Annotated in this window: 17 protein-coding genes and 1 tRNA gene; 8 read left to right on the forward strand and 10 right to left on the reverse strand. The window is 35.1% G+C overall.

The features are described 5' to 3' along the window. Window positions 1–69 precede the first annotated feature (69 nt). A complete protein-coding gene (locus JK139_RS10115; protein ID WP_074420169.1) occupies window positions 70–972 on the reverse strand; it encodes a tyrosine-type recombinase/integrase in 903 nt (300 codons plus the stop codon). 62 nt (window positions 973–1,034) lie between these two features. Continuing rightward, the gene (rpsU, locus tag JK139_RS10120) at window positions 1,035–1,232 is read right to left on the reverse strand and encodes a 30S ribosomal protein S21 (RefSeq protein ID WP_068246832.1); all 198 of its coding nucleotides are present in this window, start codon (window positions 1,230–1,232) and stop codon (window positions 1,035–1,037) included. Window positions 1,233–1,339: 107 nt separating this feature from the next. On the opposite strand from rpsU, the gene JK139_RS10125 reads away from it, so the two are divergent. Further along, window positions 1,340–1,936, forward strand: coding sequence for a riboflavin synthase (locus JK139_RS10125; RefSeq protein WP_074420168.1), 597 nt, complete (start codon window positions 1,340–1,342; stop codon window positions 1,934–1,936). A 123-nt stretch (window positions 1,937–2,059) separates the two neighbouring features. On the opposite strand, the gene JK139_RS10130 is transcribed toward JK139_RS10125, so the two are convergent. Beyond that, window positions 2,060–2,437, reverse strand: coding sequence for an RDD family protein (locus JK139_RS10130; protein ID WP_218331212.1), 378 nt, complete (start codon window positions 2,435–2,437; stop codon window positions 2,060–2,062). Window positions 2,438–2,585: 148 nt separating this feature from the next. Between JK139_RS10130 and tyrS the strand changes: the two genes are divergently transcribed. Beyond that, window positions 2,586–3,872, forward strand: a complete 1,287-nt coding sequence (gene tyrS, locus JK139_RS10135) for a tyrosine--tRNA ligase (RefSeq protein ID WP_218331213.1) — start codon at window positions 2,586–2,588, stop codon at window positions 3,870–3,872. A gap of 84 nt (window positions 3,873–3,956) precedes the next feature. Here the strand turns inward: tyrS and JK139_RS10140 are convergent, their stop codons facing one another. Next, entirely contained in the window at window positions 3,957–4,646 is a 690-nt protein-coding gene (locus JK139_RS10140) for an SGNH/GDSL hydrolase family protein (RefSeq protein WP_218331214.1), read from the reverse strand. Window positions 4,647–4,795: 149 nt separating this feature from the next. Here JK139_RS10140 and JK139_RS10145 point away from each other — a divergent pair, with 149 nt between their 5' ends. Together JK139_RS10145 and JK139_RS10150 are read left to right on the forward strand one after the other, a co-directional pair. Next, complete coding sequence (locus JK139_RS10145; RefSeq protein ID WP_074420165.1) at window positions 4,796–5,245, forward strand: OmpA family protein; 450 nt, start codon at window positions 4,796–4,798, stop codon at window positions 5,243–5,245. Window positions 5,246–5,357: 112 nt separating this feature from the next. Beyond that, window positions 5,358–5,431 (forward strand) — tRNA-Gln (locus tag JK139_RS10150). A gap of 97 nt (window positions 5,432–5,528) precedes the next feature. On the opposite strand, the gene JK139_RS10155 is transcribed toward JK139_RS10150, so the two are convergent. Together JK139_RS10155 and JK139_RS10160 are read right to left on the reverse strand one after the other, a co-directional pair. After that, a complete protein-coding gene (locus tag JK139_RS10155) occupies window positions 5,529–7,913 on the reverse strand; it encodes a M1 family metallopeptidase (protein ID WP_074420176.1) in 2,385 nt (794 codons plus the stop codon). A 17-nt stretch (window positions 7,914–7,930) separates the two neighbouring features. Continuing rightward, the gene (locus JK139_RS10160; protein WP_228733197.1) at window positions 7,931–8,518 is read right to left on the reverse strand and encodes a HupE/UreJ family protein; all 588 of its coding nucleotides are present in this window, start codon (window positions 8,516–8,518) and stop codon (window positions 7,931–7,933) included. Window positions 8,519–8,567: 49 nt separating this feature from the next. On the opposite strand from JK139_RS10160, the gene JK139_RS10165 reads away from it, so the two are divergent. After that, the gene (locus tag JK139_RS10165) at window positions 8,568–9,056 is read left to right on the forward strand and encodes a DUF6702 family protein (protein WP_074420163.1); all 489 of its coding nucleotides are present in this window, start codon (window positions 8,568–8,570) and stop codon (window positions 9,054–9,056) included. Here JK139_RS10165 and JK139_RS10170 read toward each other — a convergent pair. After that, a complete protein-coding gene (locus JK139_RS10170) occupies window positions 9,046–10,731 on the reverse strand; it encodes an ArnT family glycosyltransferase (protein WP_218331215.1) in 1,686 nt (561 codons plus the stop codon). The two genes, JK139_RS10165 and JK139_RS10170, sit on opposite strands and share 11 nt — an antisense overlap. A gap of 468 nt (window positions 10,732–11,199) precedes the next feature. Next, a complete protein-coding gene (locus tag JK139_RS15540) occupies window positions 11,200–11,628 on the reverse strand; it encodes a class I SAM-dependent methyltransferase (protein ID WP_228733198.1) in 429 nt (142 codons plus the stop codon). Window positions 11,629–11,795: 167 nt separating this feature from the next. Here JK139_RS15540 and glmM point away from each other — a divergent pair, with 167 nt between their 5' ends. Together glmM and JK139_RS10185 are read left to right on the forward strand one after the other, a co-directional pair. Beyond that, entirely contained in the window at window positions 11,796–13,184 is a 1,389-nt protein-coding gene (gene glmM, locus JK139_RS10180; RefSeq protein ID WP_074420161.1) for a phosphoglucosamine mutase, read from the forward strand. A gap of 110 nt (window positions 13,185–13,294) precedes the next feature. Continuing rightward, a complete protein-coding gene (locus JK139_RS10185; RefSeq protein WP_074420160.1) occupies window positions 13,295–14,425 on the forward strand; it encodes a cysteine desulfurase family protein in 1,131 nt (376 codons plus the stop codon). 96 nt (window positions 14,426–14,521) lie between these two features. Here the strand turns inward: JK139_RS10185 and JK139_RS10190 are convergent, their stop codons facing one another. Both JK139_RS10190 and manA read right to left on the reverse strand, forming a co-directional pair. Beyond that, on the reverse strand, window positions 14,522–15,091 hold the full coding sequence (locus JK139_RS10190; RefSeq protein ID WP_074420159.1) for a DUF6580 family putative transport protein: 570 nt from the start codon (window positions 15,089–15,091) through the stop codon (window positions 14,522–14,524). A gap of 149 nt (window positions 15,092–15,240) precedes the next feature. Beyond that, window positions 15,241–16,533: a mannose-6-phosphate isomerase, class I gene (manA, locus tag JK139_RS10195; protein ID WP_228733199.1), complete on the reverse strand. Its 1,293-nt coding sequence runs from the start codon at window positions 16,531–16,533 to the stop codon at window positions 15,241–15,243. A 65-nt stretch (window positions 16,534–16,598) separates the two neighbouring features. Between manA and JK139_RS10200 the strand changes: the two genes are divergently transcribed. Further along, window positions 16,599–16,955 (forward strand): YraN family protein, encoded by a 357-nt coding sequence (locus tag JK139_RS10200; protein WP_068246866.1) that lies wholly within the window; start codon window positions 16,599–16,601, stop codon window positions 16,953–16,955. Window positions 16,956–17,064: the final 109 nt, after the last annotated feature.

The raw sequence follows: 17,064 nt of genomic DNA on the forward strand, positions 1-17,064 counted from the left end.
TTTATAAAATAAAGCTAATTCGTCATTGTTTTTCTTAAAAAATTTTCCTATTGCTGGTGCCATAAAATTTCAGGCTTTAGGATGAGCTTTTTTGTGAATATCTTTTAGCTTTTCGATGGTGGTGTGGGTATACACCTGTGTTGCGGCTAAACTGCTGTGCCCCAATAGTTCTTTTACGGCATTTAAATCTGCACCATTGTTTAAGAGATGGGTTGCAAAAGTATGGCGTAGCACATGCGGACTCTTCTTTTGCATGGTTGTTACTGTACCCAATAAATTTTTAATGTTTTGATACACCTCTCTAGGTTGCAATGGTTTATTTTTTTTATTCACAAATACACAGGATTCAATAGTTCCAAACTGATGATGCTTTTCCTTCAGATACCCTTTTAACTGAGTCAATAAGGTATCATGAATGGGTATGATTCGTTCTTTGTTCCCCTTCCCTATTACTTTTATTTGTTGGTTGGCAGCATCAATTTGCATTTCTTTTAAATGTATTAACTCACTTAAACGAATGCCGGTAAAATAAAATAACTGTAAAACCAGAAAATTTGTTTTTTCATCCCAATTGGTGGTATCAATAGCTGTTTGTAACAATAATTCCATTTTGGATTCATCTACAAATGCAGGCAGCCTTTTTTTGGCTTTTGGAGAAATAATGGTTGCCATGGGCGGTTGCCGCAACAATCCCAATTTTTGAAGATGCTTGAAAAAAGATTTTAAAGTAGAAATTTTTCGATTGATGCTCTTGGACTCAAGTCCCTGTTCTTTTAAAAATGCAAGCCAACTTTTAATAAATGTGGGCTGAATATCGTTGATAGCCGGAGAATTAAACTGATTGATTTGAAAATGAAGAAATTGCTCCAAATCCTTTTGATAAGCTGCAACGGTATATTTTGAATATCGCTTCTCAAAACTGAGATATTCAATAAATTGTTGTAATTCAGGATATGTTTCAATTATAGACATAAAAAAGTAGCCTAAAATTAACTATCTCAGGCTACTAAATATATTTTGGGTATAAAAGCATTTTATGCTTCTATTTTTCCACTGGCAATTTTCTGCTTGTAGATTGCTTTTAACACAGTTTCTCTGCGTTTAACAGAGGGCTTTGTAAAAGTTTGACGCTCTCTTAATTTAAGCAGTGTTTTGCTTTTTTCAAACTTTTTCTTATACTTTTTCAGCGCCTTGTCAATGTTTTCGCAATCTTTTGAATCGATAATAAGCATAATAAAATATCTCCTTTTTTGAATGAATGGGTTGCAAAGATAATAGGTTCCGGTAAAATTCCAAATATCAAAATCATTTTTGTGTCTTTTCCATTTAAATTGCAGGCATGTTTACAGGAATTATTGAATGTACCGGCTATGTTGAAAAGATTGAAAAAAGTGGTACAAATACCATATTTTGGATCTCATCGCCACTTAGCAATGCTTTAAAAACCGACCAAAGTGTATCGCACAATGGTGTTTGCCTTACTATTGAGGCTGTTAAGGATAATTTGCATCGGGTTACCGCTATTGAAGAAACATTACAAAAAACCAATTTAAACCATTTACAACCGGGCGATATGGTGAATATTGAACGCTGTATGGTTATGAACGGACGTATAGACGGGCATTTGGTGCAGGGCCATGTAGATTGTACTGCCACTTGTACAGCAGTTCAAAACTTAAACGGAAGTTGGGAGTATTCTTTTCAGTTTCCTTCGGCACATGCAACATTGGTGATTGAAAAAGGCTCTATTTGTGTAAACGGCATTAGTTTAACCTGTTTTAATGTTACGGAAAACAGTTTTAAAGTAGCCATTATTCCTTATACATATGAACATACCAACATGTCAACTGTAACCATCAACACTGAAGTGAATCTTGAATTCGATGTAATTGGAAAATACATCTTAAGAATGGAAACGCTAAAAAAATTATCTTAAATCATTTTCCTTTTCCAAAAACATCTTATAAAATTTTTACAAAATCTTTACTTTAAGGTAATGCGCTCAAAATAGTTGGTGATTTTTTAGTTTAAAAAAATACAGTCATGTCTTTCCAAAAAATTAAGCTTCTACTACCCTGGTTTTACTTAAATAATCATGCAATGGCATTTCTAAAAAAGGAATAAAAAAAGCATTTATGATAGTTAACCGGATAATACTGCGCACAAATACAGGCCATATACCGGGTTTACCTCCCGATTGGGTTACCACCTTACTTCGTGAAAACCATTTTCCCGGTGTACGTGCAAAGATCCATTCAAACAAAAAATAATATACGAACACTACCAATCCAAATATTTCACCAAAACTATAAGGCGTGTATTCATAAAAAACAACATACCAATCCCATACTTTATTCAATAAATATGCGATAGAAAACACAAAAATTAAATCTACCAGAAAATTAAGCACCCGGGTACCAAAACCTACTATTTGCATATTGTTATTATTTTTATGATAGAACTTCCCACTGTGGCATCTTCCTGAATTATTGAACAGCATCAGCTGATTCATTTGCAAACATAACGCAACAATTACATTTATTCAGAACATCAAAGTAATTACTTTTGCGCAAATTGAATTTTGTATGAATCTAATGGAAGAATTGCAATGGCGTGGATTAATTCAGGATATAATGCCCGGAACCATTGAACAATTGAATAAGGAAATGACCTCGGCCTACATTGGTTTTGATCCTACTGCAGATAGTTTACATATTGGCAGTCTGGTGCCTATTTTATTATTGGTTCATTTGCAAAAAGCAGGGCATAAACCCTTTGCTTTAGTAGGCGGTGCAACAGGCATGGTGGGCGATCCGAGCGGAAAAAGTGAAGAAAGAAATTTGCTGAGTGAAGATGTTTTACAGCACAATGTGCAATGCGTAAAAAAACAGTTAGAAAAATTTTTAGACTTTGATACTACAAAGCCCAATGCCGCCGAAATGGTGAATAATTACGACTGGTTTAAAGACATGGGTTTTCTGCATTTTATCAGAGATGTAGGAAAGTATATTACCGTAAACTATATGTTGGCCAAGGATAGTGTAAAAAAACGGATAGAAAATGAAAATGGAATGAGTTTTACCGAATTTACCTATCAGTTGGTACAGGGCTATGATTTTTACTGGCTTTATACACACAAAAACTGCAAACTGCAAATGGGTGGCAGCGATCAGTGGGGTAATATTGTAACCGGAACTGAAATTATCAGAAAAAAAGCAGGCGGCGAAGCCTTTGCATTTACCTGCCCGCTGATAACCAAAGCAGATGGCGGTAAGTTTGGTAAAACTGAAAAAGGCAATGTTTGGTTAGATGCGCAAAAAACTTCTCCCTATCAATTTTATCAATTTTGGCTGAATGCCAGTGATGAAGATGCAAAAAAATGGATTAAAATATTTACGCTGCTACCAAAAGAAACCATTGAAAGCTTATTGGAAGCACACGATAAAGCGCCGTATGAAAGGATTTTACAAAAAAAATTAGCCGAATCATTAACCATTTTTGTGCATAGCAAAGCAGATTATGATTTTGCAGTGCAGGCTTCTGAAATATTATTTAATAATGAAACTGCTGATATACTGGCCAGCTTAAGTGAAAAGCAACTATTACAGGCTTTGGAAGGTGTGCCTACCATCACCATTTCAAAATCACAAATTGAAAACGGTTATGATTTATTAAACTTTTTAACTGAAACCAGTATCTTCCCCAGTAAAAGCGAAGCCAGAAAAATGTGGCAGAATGGTGGTATCCGCATCAATAAAAAGAAAATTGAAACCGATTATGTGCAGATTACAAAACAAGACCTTTTGCAAAACAAATACCTCCTCATTCAAAAAGGAAAAAAAAATTACTATTTAGCAGTTGTAAATGATTAGGATTTGAGTAGGCTTACTCAATTTTGTATTCATCTAAATTATTTAAAAAAGACAGTTTACTTTCAAACAAACTGTCTTTTTGTTTTATAAAAAACCGGGAATTTGAGCAATGGTTTGCCAAATATTTTCTGCTACCATCCTATTGCCGGTTTCATTTAAATGAACCCCATCTTTGGTTAAAACCCCCCTGTCGGCATTGGTATGATTTTGTGCTGCAATACAATCAAATGCCACTTTTCGCAAATCACAAAGTGGTACTTGGTAAGTGGTGGAAAGATTTCTGATAATACCATTGTATACATCAATATCATCATCTTGCCGGTTTTGACCTTGTAATTTTTCGCCAATGGATATAATGGTGCATAAAACCACAGGAATATTGGACGCCTGAAGTTTATTTAAAATGGCTTTGTAGAATTTTTCAAACTTATCGGCATCGGTACCTGTTCCGTGCGATACTTTATGCCATACATCATTTACGCCAATTAAAATAACTACCAAAGCAGGATTTTTATTCAAAACATCATCTTCTAACCGAAGGTATAAATCGTAAATTTTATTGCCACTAATACCTGCCCCCAAACAAGTTAGCTGAGATAAGCCATTTTGTACTATTTTTTCATTTAACAACTGCAAATAACCACCAGGCAACGTGCCAAATTCGGTAATTGAATCGCCGAAAAATAGAATTGTTTTTGTTTTTTTTGAAACTGTGTACGACATAAGCAACATTACAATTACAAATAATGCCAATAAAATTAGTTTACTTTCCATTTGGATACCCATCAGGGATGAATTAAAGATAACCTGTTGCAACGGAAATAAAAAAGATGTGAGATCATTTTTTAACCATAAAATCTATTCCATACAAAATAAATAGAGGAACTTAGTGTTTCTTTTATATTCAACACTAAAATTGATACATGTTAAAAAAAACACTTTTCTTACTGGGTATCATTTTTTCAGGACTTTTGGCAAAAGCTGTTGAACCAGATACCACCAGTGCCAGGGTATATTTTCAATTCAATAAACCCGATTTAACACCTGCTGCAAAATTAATTTTAAATGATGTACCGCCCGGCGATTCAAGTATTACTTTAACCAGAATTAGAATTTATGGTAATGCACTTTCTAAAGAAAAAAATACAAACCTTGCTGTTAAAAGAGCCAATAATATTAAAAAATATTTAATGCGAATTGGTATCAATCCGGCTATCATTTCAACATTTGCAGTTTCAGAAAATGGCACTGCACTCCCCCAGCAAAATGATGAAGTTGTTGTTACCATTTTAATTGATTACGATGCAGCGGTAATAGAAAGAACGATTATTATAAAATCACCCGCAAAACAAACTGATTATTTGAAAGATTGAAGCCTTATTGAAGTTGTAACCAGAAAATTCCCTTTTATTGTGATAAAATTTTTTGGAACAAACCAAAGGCTCCCCTATTTTTGCACCCCAATGTAAAAATTGGTGATAGGATTGGGTTATGGTGTAACGGTAGCACTACAGATTTTGGTTCTGTCTGTCTAGGTTCGAATCCTAGTAACCCAACCAAAAATAAGCCCTGGTAAATATTTCCGGGGTTTTTTATTGCAATAAAAAACCGAAGTATTGACAGTACTTCGATTTTTTGTTTTAATTTATTATGAAATCAATTTTTGGAAGATACTTTAATTTCCTGCATTGGATTAGGTGGTGTAACAGGGTTCCTTCTATTGATTAAACCTGCTTTAAATAATTCAAATTTAGTAGGCGCACTTACTTTTGGCCACGAATTATTACTTTCATCAATATCTGCAGTTTCGCGTAATGGGTCTAATTGCATTGATTTTACTGCCTGATTGGTAACAAATACTTTGGTTACCTCATTTTCATTTTTTCGCCAAATTTGTGCAGGTATTCTTTCAACAGCTGTGGTGCCATCTTCAAATGTGAATTGAAGAATGATGGGCATTACCAACCCGCCTTTATTTTTAAAAGTTATTTCATACAAGTGTTTACCCAGATAAGGCTTTAATTCATCCTGCGTAAACTTTTCTGCAGTACCGCTTGCAGGAAGTGTTACATGAATCGTTGAATCGTACGGAATGATACCGCGGTCATATTTCCAGTAAAAATCGCGGAGAGAGGTATCTGCATCGGTAAGAAAAGTAATGGAATTATTTTCCCTGTTCCTTATTTTAGAAATATCATCAAACTGAGGAACTGCAGGTTTGGCTAATGGCATTGTACGAACGCCATTTCGCTGCGGCATGGCACCTATTGAAGCAGCATCGACTACAGCATGTTTTACTGAATCAATGGCAATATCGCAGGGATCGGTACTGTAAAACCAACCTCTCCAAAACCAGTCTAAATCTTCACCGCTTGCATCTTCCATTGTCCTAAATAAATCGGCAGGTGTTGGATGTTTGAATGCCCACCGGCGTGCATATTCCCGGAATGCAAAATCAAACAACTCATGCCCCATAATAGTTTCGCGTAATATATTTAATCCGGTAGCCGGTTTGGTATATGCATTAGGGCCAAACTGAACAATATTTTCACTATTGGTCATAATAGGTTCTAACTGATCTTTAGGCAAGCGCATGTAATCGGTTATTGTCCAGGCGGCTCCTTTACGGGATGGAAATTTATTGTCATACAATTCTTCGGTGAGGTATTCAACAAAACTGTTCAGGCCTTCATCCATCCATGTCCATTGGCGTTCATCACTATTTACAATCATTGGGAAGAAATTATGCCCCACTTCATGAATTATCACACCTAACATGCCATTCTTAACGGCTTCGCTGTAAGTGCCATCTTTTTCGGTTCTTCCATAATTAAAACAAATCATAGGATATTCCATGCCATTGCTGGCTTCGATACTTTGTGCCACAGGATAGGGATATGGTATAGAAAATTTTGAATACGTTTTAATGGTATGTGCCACTACCCTGGTTGAAAATTTTCGGTATAATCCATATGCTTCTTTACCGTAAGCGCTCATACACATAATTTTTTTACCATCTATATAAGCAGGCATAGCATCCCAAATAAATTTTCGGGATGATGTCCATGCAAAATCGCGTACATTATCGGCTGAAAATATCCAGGTTTTGGTTGCAGATATTTTCCCTGTTTCAGCCTTTTTTGCCTCATCTAAGGTTACTATTTCAATCGGTTCTTTGGCAGTTTGTGCTTTGTTCCAACGTGCTAATTGATTGGACGACAAAACCTGATTATAGTTTTGGCAGGTGCCGGTTGCCATTACAATATGATCGGCAGGCACTGTCATTTGTACTTTAAAATTTCCAAAAGTTAATGCAAACTCGCCTCTGCCGGTAAACTGATGGTTTTGCCATCCTTGAAAATCGCTGTACACACACAAACGGGGATACCATTGCGTAATAGTAAATAAATAATTTCCATCTTCAGGAAAGTATTCATAACCACCACGGCCTCCCATTTGCATTCTGTCGGAAATTTTATAACTCCAGTTTATTTTAAAATTAAATTGCTGGCCTGGTTTTAAGGGGTGAGGCAAATCAATGCGCATCATGGTTTTATTGATGGTGTAAGGCAATGCCTTTCCTGTTGCCAGATTGATGACTGCATGAATTTTATCGCCATAACCATTATCTTCTTTCGATGTTTCTAATCTGTTAATCATGGCATTTGTCATGCGGTTATTCAGATAGCTGGCATCCTGATAATTGGCATTGTGCAAATTATTGTGTTCATTTTCATCTAACTGAATCCACAAATAGGTAAGCGCGTCGGGTGAATTGTTGTAATAGGAAATATTTTCCGTTCCGGTTAACATCAATTTTTTCTCATCTAATGAGCATTTTATATCATAATCGCAGCGTTGTTGCCAGTATTTAGGCCCCGGGGCGCCACTGGCCGTTCTGTACTCATTGGGTGTTGGTAAAATGGTGCCCAATTGTTCAAATTTGTTTCCATGGTTGGAACCCGGATTGTTTTGAATATTTTGTGCTGGCAAAACACGCCAACCAGGCAGTAATACCAGTAATAGTAACCACTTTCTCATAGCATTTATGTTATTTTTTAAAAATGAAAAGGCATTCGTTGTAAACACATTTCTAAAGATAAGGCAATAATGACTGCCGACAAAAACAGCAAATAATATCTTCGGTTAACGCTAAAAATTTGCACCAGTATAAAAGCAATTACCAAAATAATGAGTACAATAATAAGTTGCCCAACCTCTAAGCCACAGTTAAAGGCAAATAATTGCCAAATAATGTTTTGATCTTTCCCCAATAAACTCTTTAAATAATTACTAAAACCCAACCCATGAATTAATCCAAAAAATAATGCAAAAAAATAAATAACCGGAAACTTTGCTTTGAACACAAATTTTTTCACAAAAAAATTACTAATGGCTGTAATTAAAATGGTAACAGGAATTAAAAACTCAATCCATCGTGTTGAAAAATGCACTACATTCAAAACACTTAAAGCAAGGGTAATAGAATGGCCAATGGTAAATGCGGTTACTAAAATTAAAATTTTTTTCCAATCTGCAAATTGATATCGGGTGCATAAAGCTGCAATAAACAGAATATGATCTAATGCAGTGATATTGGCAATATGTTCACGCCCTAATGTAAAATACAAATTAAAATCGCTCATGGCGTTCAATATAATACCGACATTTGTAATCACCAAAAAATTAAGATAAATGGTTGCTTTACTGTATAAATGGATATGGATTACCTGCATTACCGCCATGCACCCGTTTTATGTTTCGGTTATTGATTTGCATCACAATGCAAAAGAAAAAATGGTGGAAGTAAGTATTAGAATTTTTACAGATGATCTGGAACAGGTTTTAAAAAAACATTTTAATAAAAATGTAGACCTTACGCATCCTGCAAATAAAGCAGAAGTAAATAATATGATTCAACAATACATTACGCAGAAAATGAATGTTAAAATCAATAACGCATCTGTTCATTTAAAATATGTTGGGTACGAAATTCAAAAAGAAAGTGTGTGGAGTTACTTTGAGATAGAAAATATTCCATCCATCAAAAAAATGGATATAACATCAACGCTATTGTATGATTACCAGCCAACACAAGTAAATATTTTTCATGTAAACTGCAATGGTGAAGATAAAAGTTACAAGTTAGATAACCCGCAAAACGCTGTAAGCTTTACTTTTTAACCGTTTTTTTGAGGGGTGGTGTTAAATCCACAATGGCATAGTGCTGCAATTCTTCCGGCCTGGTTTCCGGATTAAGAAAGTCAAAACTCAATTGTGTTACATGAAAATTATCGCCCCGGTGCAACACTTTGGCATAGGGAAATTTCTTTTCAATTATAGCAACACTATCAGCATTGGTTACAGCAACTTCGCCTTCTTTTAATCCATTTATGGTGGTGTCAGGAAAAATATATTGTCCATAAAAATAAAATGGATAGCCAGGATGTATGCCTGCAACAATCACCTTCGACTTGTCAATATGTTTGGCGTTGATAAACCCGGCTGCAGTATTGCCCATTTGGTATTGCAATAAAGCAGGATAGAATGCAGTATTTAAAAACACATTGATGCCGATAATGGTAAAGAATGCAATAACAGGTAACCGGTGAAAATGTAATTTTTTAGAATAAAAAAGCGAGTACATTAATAATAAACATAATGCAGATAATGTTGCTACAAATTTGGGTATATCTGAAAAAGGAAATGCCATTAATACAATTAATGCCAGCCAAAGCACAGTAAAAATAAGAAGGTGTAATAAAACCAGGATTCGCCGTAAATGCCTCCATTTATGTTCAAAAAACAAAGCATATAAAAACTTTGCAGTTACAATTGCTGCGAAAGGGAATGCTACAAAAATATAGTGTGGCAATTGTGCCTGGCTTCTGGCTAACACGCAATAGGTAATAATGAAGCCTCCGGTGGTAATCCACTCCTGCTGTTCAGTAAGTTTACCTTTTTGCTTTATAACTGTTTTTATTTCTAAAAACAATCCAACCAGAAAAAAAATAATCCATGGCGAAAAGCTCCACAACATATTTTGCAGTAAAAAGGTAAACTGATTCATTTCTCGGTTGGCATTCTCGCCGGTATAACGGCCAAAACTTTGCGTCCAGTAATAAAACCTCAATCCTGATGTGATATAATTTCCGCCTACCATTTTACCGGGATGCATATCAAACTGTTGGTACAATCCTATACTCATTGGCAATAATAGTATTGCTATTATTAGCAGGCCCGGAATGTATTCCCAACGATAGAACTGCTTCCATTCCCTACGTAAAATAAAATGGGGCAGAAATGCAAAAACCGGTACAAATAATGCTATAGGCCCTTTTGTAAGCATACCACCAGCAATAGCTATAAAGCCCAACACAAAATGAATATACTTTTTGTTTGTATACCATTCTGCCAATTGCCAGATACTGAAAATAACCCAACCCATTAACATGGTATCGGCTCTTACATCATGATTCATGAGGAAGAGTGCCTGACTGGCTGCCAGCACCATAGCACTCAGCATGGCTGTTTCTTTCTTATAATAAAGCAATGCCAACCGGTAAGTAGCATAAATAGCTACAATTGAAAATAAAACAGATGGCAAGCGATAAGCCCAATCATGAACACCGAAAATATACATACTTAATCCGGATAGCCAGAAAAGCATGGGTGGTTTATCTAAATAATCGTGGCCTAAATCATATACTTGCAGATAGCTTTTGCGGACAAACATTTCTCTGGAAATGGATGCATACTGCGCCGCATCAATATCCATTAGCGGAATTAAAAACATTCCCAATATATAAGTAAAGATGCATAAACCTATTACAAATAATACAACATTTTTTTTCAACATACCTGCTGCCTTAATCCACCATTACAAATAAATCATTTGGTTGCAAAATACAGTTAAATAGTTACAGAAATATCAAAATAAAACACAAATATTACTGTATTGCTCCATTTTATTTGCGTAAAAATGGCAAGCATTATGCTGTAATGCTTGGGTTACTGATTTTTTTTGCAATGATAATTATACTGGGCGATTGCTTCAGGTGAAATGGCTCCAGTGCATAATTCCCAAAAACTTCCTAAATTTGCAAATGTTGGTAGGCCATTATTTCAGTAAAATCAACCAATGTAAACTTTGCAACTTTTTCGGTAAATAAATGCTTTAAGGTAGTATTGCCTTTTTCAGCTACCTGAATTTGTTTATAAAAATGTTCCGAACCCTACCAACGTGTAATATAAAAAACGAGATGATTGATTTCAATTTGCTCTGTTTTTTTTAAATAACTTTCTACATACTGAACATTCATATAATCTAAAAAAAAACACCATTCGGTTTTAGGCATTGAGCAATGGTACGGATAGCATTATTATGTTCTCTCAACGTTCTAAAAAAACCAAAACTGGTAAAAAAATTAAATGCAAAATCAAAATAATTTACATAAAAGGGCAGTCGCATATCATGCACAAAAAAATGTAACCTGTCATTTTCAAATTGCTTAGCTTCTACTATATTTTCTGGTGCCAAATCAATGCCGGTTACATCAAATCCTTTTTCGGCAAATATTTTACTATGACGCCCTTTTCCGCAGGCAACATCTAAAATAGTATATGAAATAGCCGGTTTTAAATACTGCAGCAAATGAATAATCCATTCATTGGCCTCATCTTCATTTCTGTTTTGATATAATAAATGATAATATGGTGAATTAAACCAGTCTTTATACCAATTTCTTAAAGGCATCCACTAATTGCTATTAGTGAAGCTGCAAAATTACAAATAGAAAGTTGGTAATGATGTAAAACAAATGTTTGTAAACAATAAGGCCACTATAATTAAATTAATGAAAAAAATATGAATCAATTACTTAAATTTGCATTCCCCCTGCAGAGAAAATAAGCGAATAAAATATGGCATTAATCAAAAGTATTTCAGGCATTCGTGGCACCATCGGTGGCAAATCGGAAGATAATCTTAGCCCTTTAGATGTTGTAAAATATACTGCAGCATTTGGTACATGGCTATTGCAACAAAATCATTCAAATAAAAAAGTAGTAATTGGCCGCGATGGAAGAATCAGCGGTGCAATGGTTCAGGAATTGGCTATGGCTACACTCATGGCATTGGGTATAGATGTTGTAGATGCAGGTTTAAGCACTACCCCTACCATTGAAATGGCGATTCAGTTTGAAAACGCAGCCGGTGGAATGATCATCAGTGCCAGCCACAATCCCAAAGAGTGGAATGCTTTAAAACTATTCAATCATCAAGGTGAATTTATTTCGGCAAGTGATGGCGCTATTGTTTTATCCATTGCAGAAAAAAATGAATTTGTATTTGCACAGGTAGATAAATTAGGTAATAAAACCATTCATACAAACTTTATAGCACAGCATATACAAGCAATTATAGATTATCCGTTGGTAGATGTGGCTTCGATTAAGAAGAGAAAATTTAAAGTAGTGGTTGATGCCATTAACAGCACCGGTGCTATTGCAGTACCTGCTTTATTACAGGCTTTGGGTATTAAAGAGACCGACATTATTATATTGAATGAAACAGTAAATGGAAAATTTGCACATAATCCCGAGCCATTACCACAACATTTGCAGGAATTATGTAATGCAATAAACAAACACAAGGCTGATATTGGTATAGCAGTAGATCCTGATGTAGACAGGCTTTCATTTGTATGTGAAGATGGCAGTTTATTTGGCGAAGAATATACATTGGTAGCCATTGCAGATTATGTATTAAAGAACAGGAAAGGCAATACCGTTAGCAACATGTCGAGCACCAAAGCATTGAAAGATGTTACATTAAAACATGGTGGCATGTACTACCCTTCTGCTGTTGGCGAGGTAAATGTAGTTACAAAAATGAAAGCAGTAAATGCCGTAATTGGGGGTGAAGGCAATGGCGGCGTAATAGTGCCCGATTTGCATTATGGCCGCGATGCTTTAATTGGCATTGCTTTATTTTTAACTTATTTGGCTAAAGAAAAGAAAAGTGTAAAACAACTACGCAATATTTATCCCAACTATTTTATCAGTAAAAATAAAATTGAGCTTGAAAAAGGATTTGATATTAAAAAGATATTTGAACAGATTACAAAGAAATATAAAAAATACCCCATCAATACAGAAGATGGTTTAAAAATTGAATTTGAAAATGACTGGGTGCACCTTAGAACCAGCAATACAGAACCCATTATTCGCATTTATGCGGAAAGCAACTTTGAAACTACTGCCGATAATATTGCCAAAAGAATGATGCAGGACATCCGTGAAGTAATGTAATACAACTTCAAATGCTTGTAAAAGCTCTTATTAACACTGTGATAAGAGGTTTTTTTGTAAGAAACTGTACAGTATATACCTTTACTGTTTAACTGAACAACGATTACCCGATGAGTAAAAGAATTTATTTCGATAATGCAGCCACTACCCCTATCGATCCCGAGGTTTTAGCGGCAATGATGCCTTATTTAACTGAACATTTTGGAAATCCCTCTTCAATATACAGCTATGGCAGAGAAACACGCATGGCAATAGAAAATGCACGAAAATTGGTAGCAAAAATTTTAAATGCCCATCCTGCAGAAATATTTTTTACAAGCGGGGGTACTGAAAGCAGCAACACTGCTATTAATGCCGCAGTATACGATTTAGGATGTACACATATTATTACATCGCCTATTGAACACCATGCTACTTTGCATACTGTTGAAAAATTACACCATCAACATAAAATAAAACTGAGTTATGTAAATATTCTGGAAAACGGCCATGTTGATTTGCAGCACTTAGAGCAAATTTTAACCAGTTCAACCGAAAAATGTTTAGTTACGCTGATGCATGCCAACAATGAAATTGGAAATATCACCAATATTGCATGGATAGGAAATATTTGCAAAAAATACAATGCAATATTTCATAGTGATACCGTGCAAACCGTTGGTCATTTTCCATTTAATTTAAGAGAATTACCCGTTCATTTTATTACCGGCGCGGCTCATAAATTTCATGGGCCCAAAGGGGTTGGTTTACTTTACATTAATGAAAATATAAAAATAAACCCCTTTATACAAGGTGGTGCACAAGAAAGAAATATGCGTGCAGGAACTGAAAATGTGTATGGTATTGTAGGGTTTGCAAAAGCATTGGAAATTGCTACGGAAAATTATCCAACCCAAAGTAAATACATCAGAGGGCTAAAGCAGTATATGATGCAGCAGCTACAACAGCATATCAAGGGCATCAGTTTTAATGGTGATACTTCTGATGAAAGTCTGTACACCGTTTTAAATGTAAGCTTTCCGAAAACTGAAAAAAGTGAGATGCTGTTATTTAATTTAGATATTCATCACATCTGTGCCAGCGGTGGCAGCGCCTGCACCAGCGGTGCCGATCAGGGAAGCCATGTTATCAGGGCATTTAATAATAATCCAAATAAAGTCGCCGTTCGGTTTTCTTTTAGCCGGCACAACTCAAAAGAAGAGATTGATGAAGTGATTCAACAATTACAACAATTTATATAACAGGAACGAAATCATTATTAAGAAACCGGCTTCCCATTTTAGAAGCCGGTTTCTTAATGATATAATGTGCAGATGTTGTGGTATTTACTTCAACTATTATTGCATCTTAATAGCCAGTTTTTTTCTTAATAAAGCATGATAAATTATTAATAGCATTGGTACAAATAATAATGTAGCCATTAATGAATTTTTATAAAAAGGCAACCCATCTACCATACAAAGCCATAAACCGGAAGCGTTCATTGGGTGGTTATATCCGCCGTGTGTAGCCCAAACCGTAAAATTAGAAAGCAAAAAGTAAACTGTAGGACCGGCTAATGCCCCAAACACCAAGGTTGTATAATTTTTACCTTTTAATAGCCACCCTGCTAGTACTAATACACTTAAAAACAAATAATTTAGCAATTGATAACTATAAAAACCTGGAAAAGGAAACTGTCCGGTTACATACAAAAGCTGAATCATGATATCACTGCCCAATAAAGCGAATAATGGAAAAATAAAAGTGAAATGCTTTTGATGCACCATCATACCAGATACAAGGGCAACCGCCATAATCGGCGAAAAACCACTCCATTGTATACTATTGGCAAAAATAATTTTGCAGAAAACTGTTAACAGTAAAACAATTCCTGCATAAATCATATTCTTTTTTGAAAATTGCATATTGCTGATTTAAAGGTTCATATAAAATAGCATAAAAAACAGGCAATCAGCTCCAGCATACACACAGTTGATAATTTTGCCCATTCAACAAAAACAAAAATAAGCAATTTGAAGGTTTTATACGCTTTTTAACTATAAAATTGATACTCTTAAATAGGAACAAATGCTTTAAACAACAATACCCTGCCACTACTGGATATAGAATATTCTGTATTGGGAATTATGAAACAGGCTTCGCCCTGTTTAATTACTTTATTTTTTCCATTGGTGCTGCTGATAATAAAACCACCTTCTACCGCAATAATAATTTCGGGAGAGGCTGCATAAGCTGTGTATTGATTGGCTCCTTCCCATTCTATTTTATGAATGCCAAAATCAGGCACCGGGCATGGATAATTGAATTCAAGTACGTTTCTTTCAATTTGCTTTCCAGTTAAAATTTCCGGTATAACGGGTTGAAAAATGGTATGTTTCAATAATTCCGGCACATCTATATGTTTAGGTGTTAAACCCGCCCGCAAAACATTATCGCTATTGGCCATTAGTTCTACATTTTGCCCCTCTAAATAAGCATGTGGAATACCAGCTTTTTGGAATATTCCCTCCCCTTTTTTTAATTGTACGATATTAAAAAAGTAAATAGAAAAAATGCCACGGTCAATATTTTCAATTGCTTCTTTTCCTTCATATAACTTAGCTACCCACCAACCCGGATCGTTTTTGGTAAGAAGGCCTTCTGCTTTTTTATGCAGCTCTTTTCGAATCAATGTATTTAACTTATTATTAATATCTTTTTGTTCCATTTCCATCACTAACTGATACAATGCTTTGTAGCCCTGCTTTTTAAACAGGGGCAATAAAACGCTTAACTCAAATGTATTGGCCAAAACAGACTCAATTGCTGCAGCACTTTTAAAGCCATGCAACAACCAAAATGTTTCGCTGAGTGCAACCATCACTTCAGGCTTGTGGTTTTTGTCTTTATAATTCCGATGCGGCGCATGAATGGGAATGCCTGCCTGTTCTTCTGACTCAAATCCTTTGATGGCATTTTCTTTTGTAGGATGCACCTGAATGGAAAGCATTTCTCTTACATCCAAAACTTTCAATAAATAGGGTAACTCGCCAAATTTAGCCTGAATGGCCGGGGTTAACACTCTGTTTGGATCCTGTTGTATGAATTGTAACAAACTAACCGATGCTCCATCATCCAAAATAATTTCTGCAGCGGCACTGGGATGTGCACCCAGCCAATATTCGGCATAGGGTTCACCATTGGTATTTTCAATTCCGAGCAGTTTCGAAATATATGTATAGCCGCCCCAGGCATAATGCTGAATTTTACCTTTTAATTTATAAATATTATCTTGCATTTGTTCGTTTTTTTCTTTGAAAGAAGCAGAAGCCGATTTTACACTTTTGCATCCTAAAATATTTTTCAATTAACGCTGTTTCATCAAATGCTAATCTATGCTTTCCATCTGTTTATAAAAATAATTTTATTCACATGAGCCATCAAAAAGAAATAGGAAATCTTGGAGAAAATTTAGCAATCAGGTATATTCTTGAAAATGGTTTTCAGTTATTGTATCAAAACTGGAGGTATAAATATTGGGAAGTAGATATCATTGCTTTAAAAAATAATACCATTCACTTTATAGAGGTAAAAACCAGGCAACAATCGCCTTTTGGGTTTCCGGAAGATAGTATTCAGCAACCAAAAATGGATGCTCTGAAAAAGGCTGCCTCGGCATTTATGGAACAACATCCACAATGGGAACAGCTTCAGTTCGATGTAATTGCCATTACCCTTCAGCAACAGCAGGTGATTGAAATTTATTGGATAGAAGATGTGTTTTTTTAAGTTCAATTGAAAGTATCACTTTTTTTACATTTATAGGATTAGGTAGAATAAGCGCAAAGGGATTTTAGATAATTGTAAGGATGTGGAATTTGATTCATCAATCTTTCCA

Source organism: Hydrotalea lipotrueae, from assembly GCF_019249625.1.
Classification (GTDB): Bacteria; Bacteroidota; Bacteroidia; order Chitinophagales; family Chitinophagaceae; genus Hydrotalea; species Hydrotalea flava.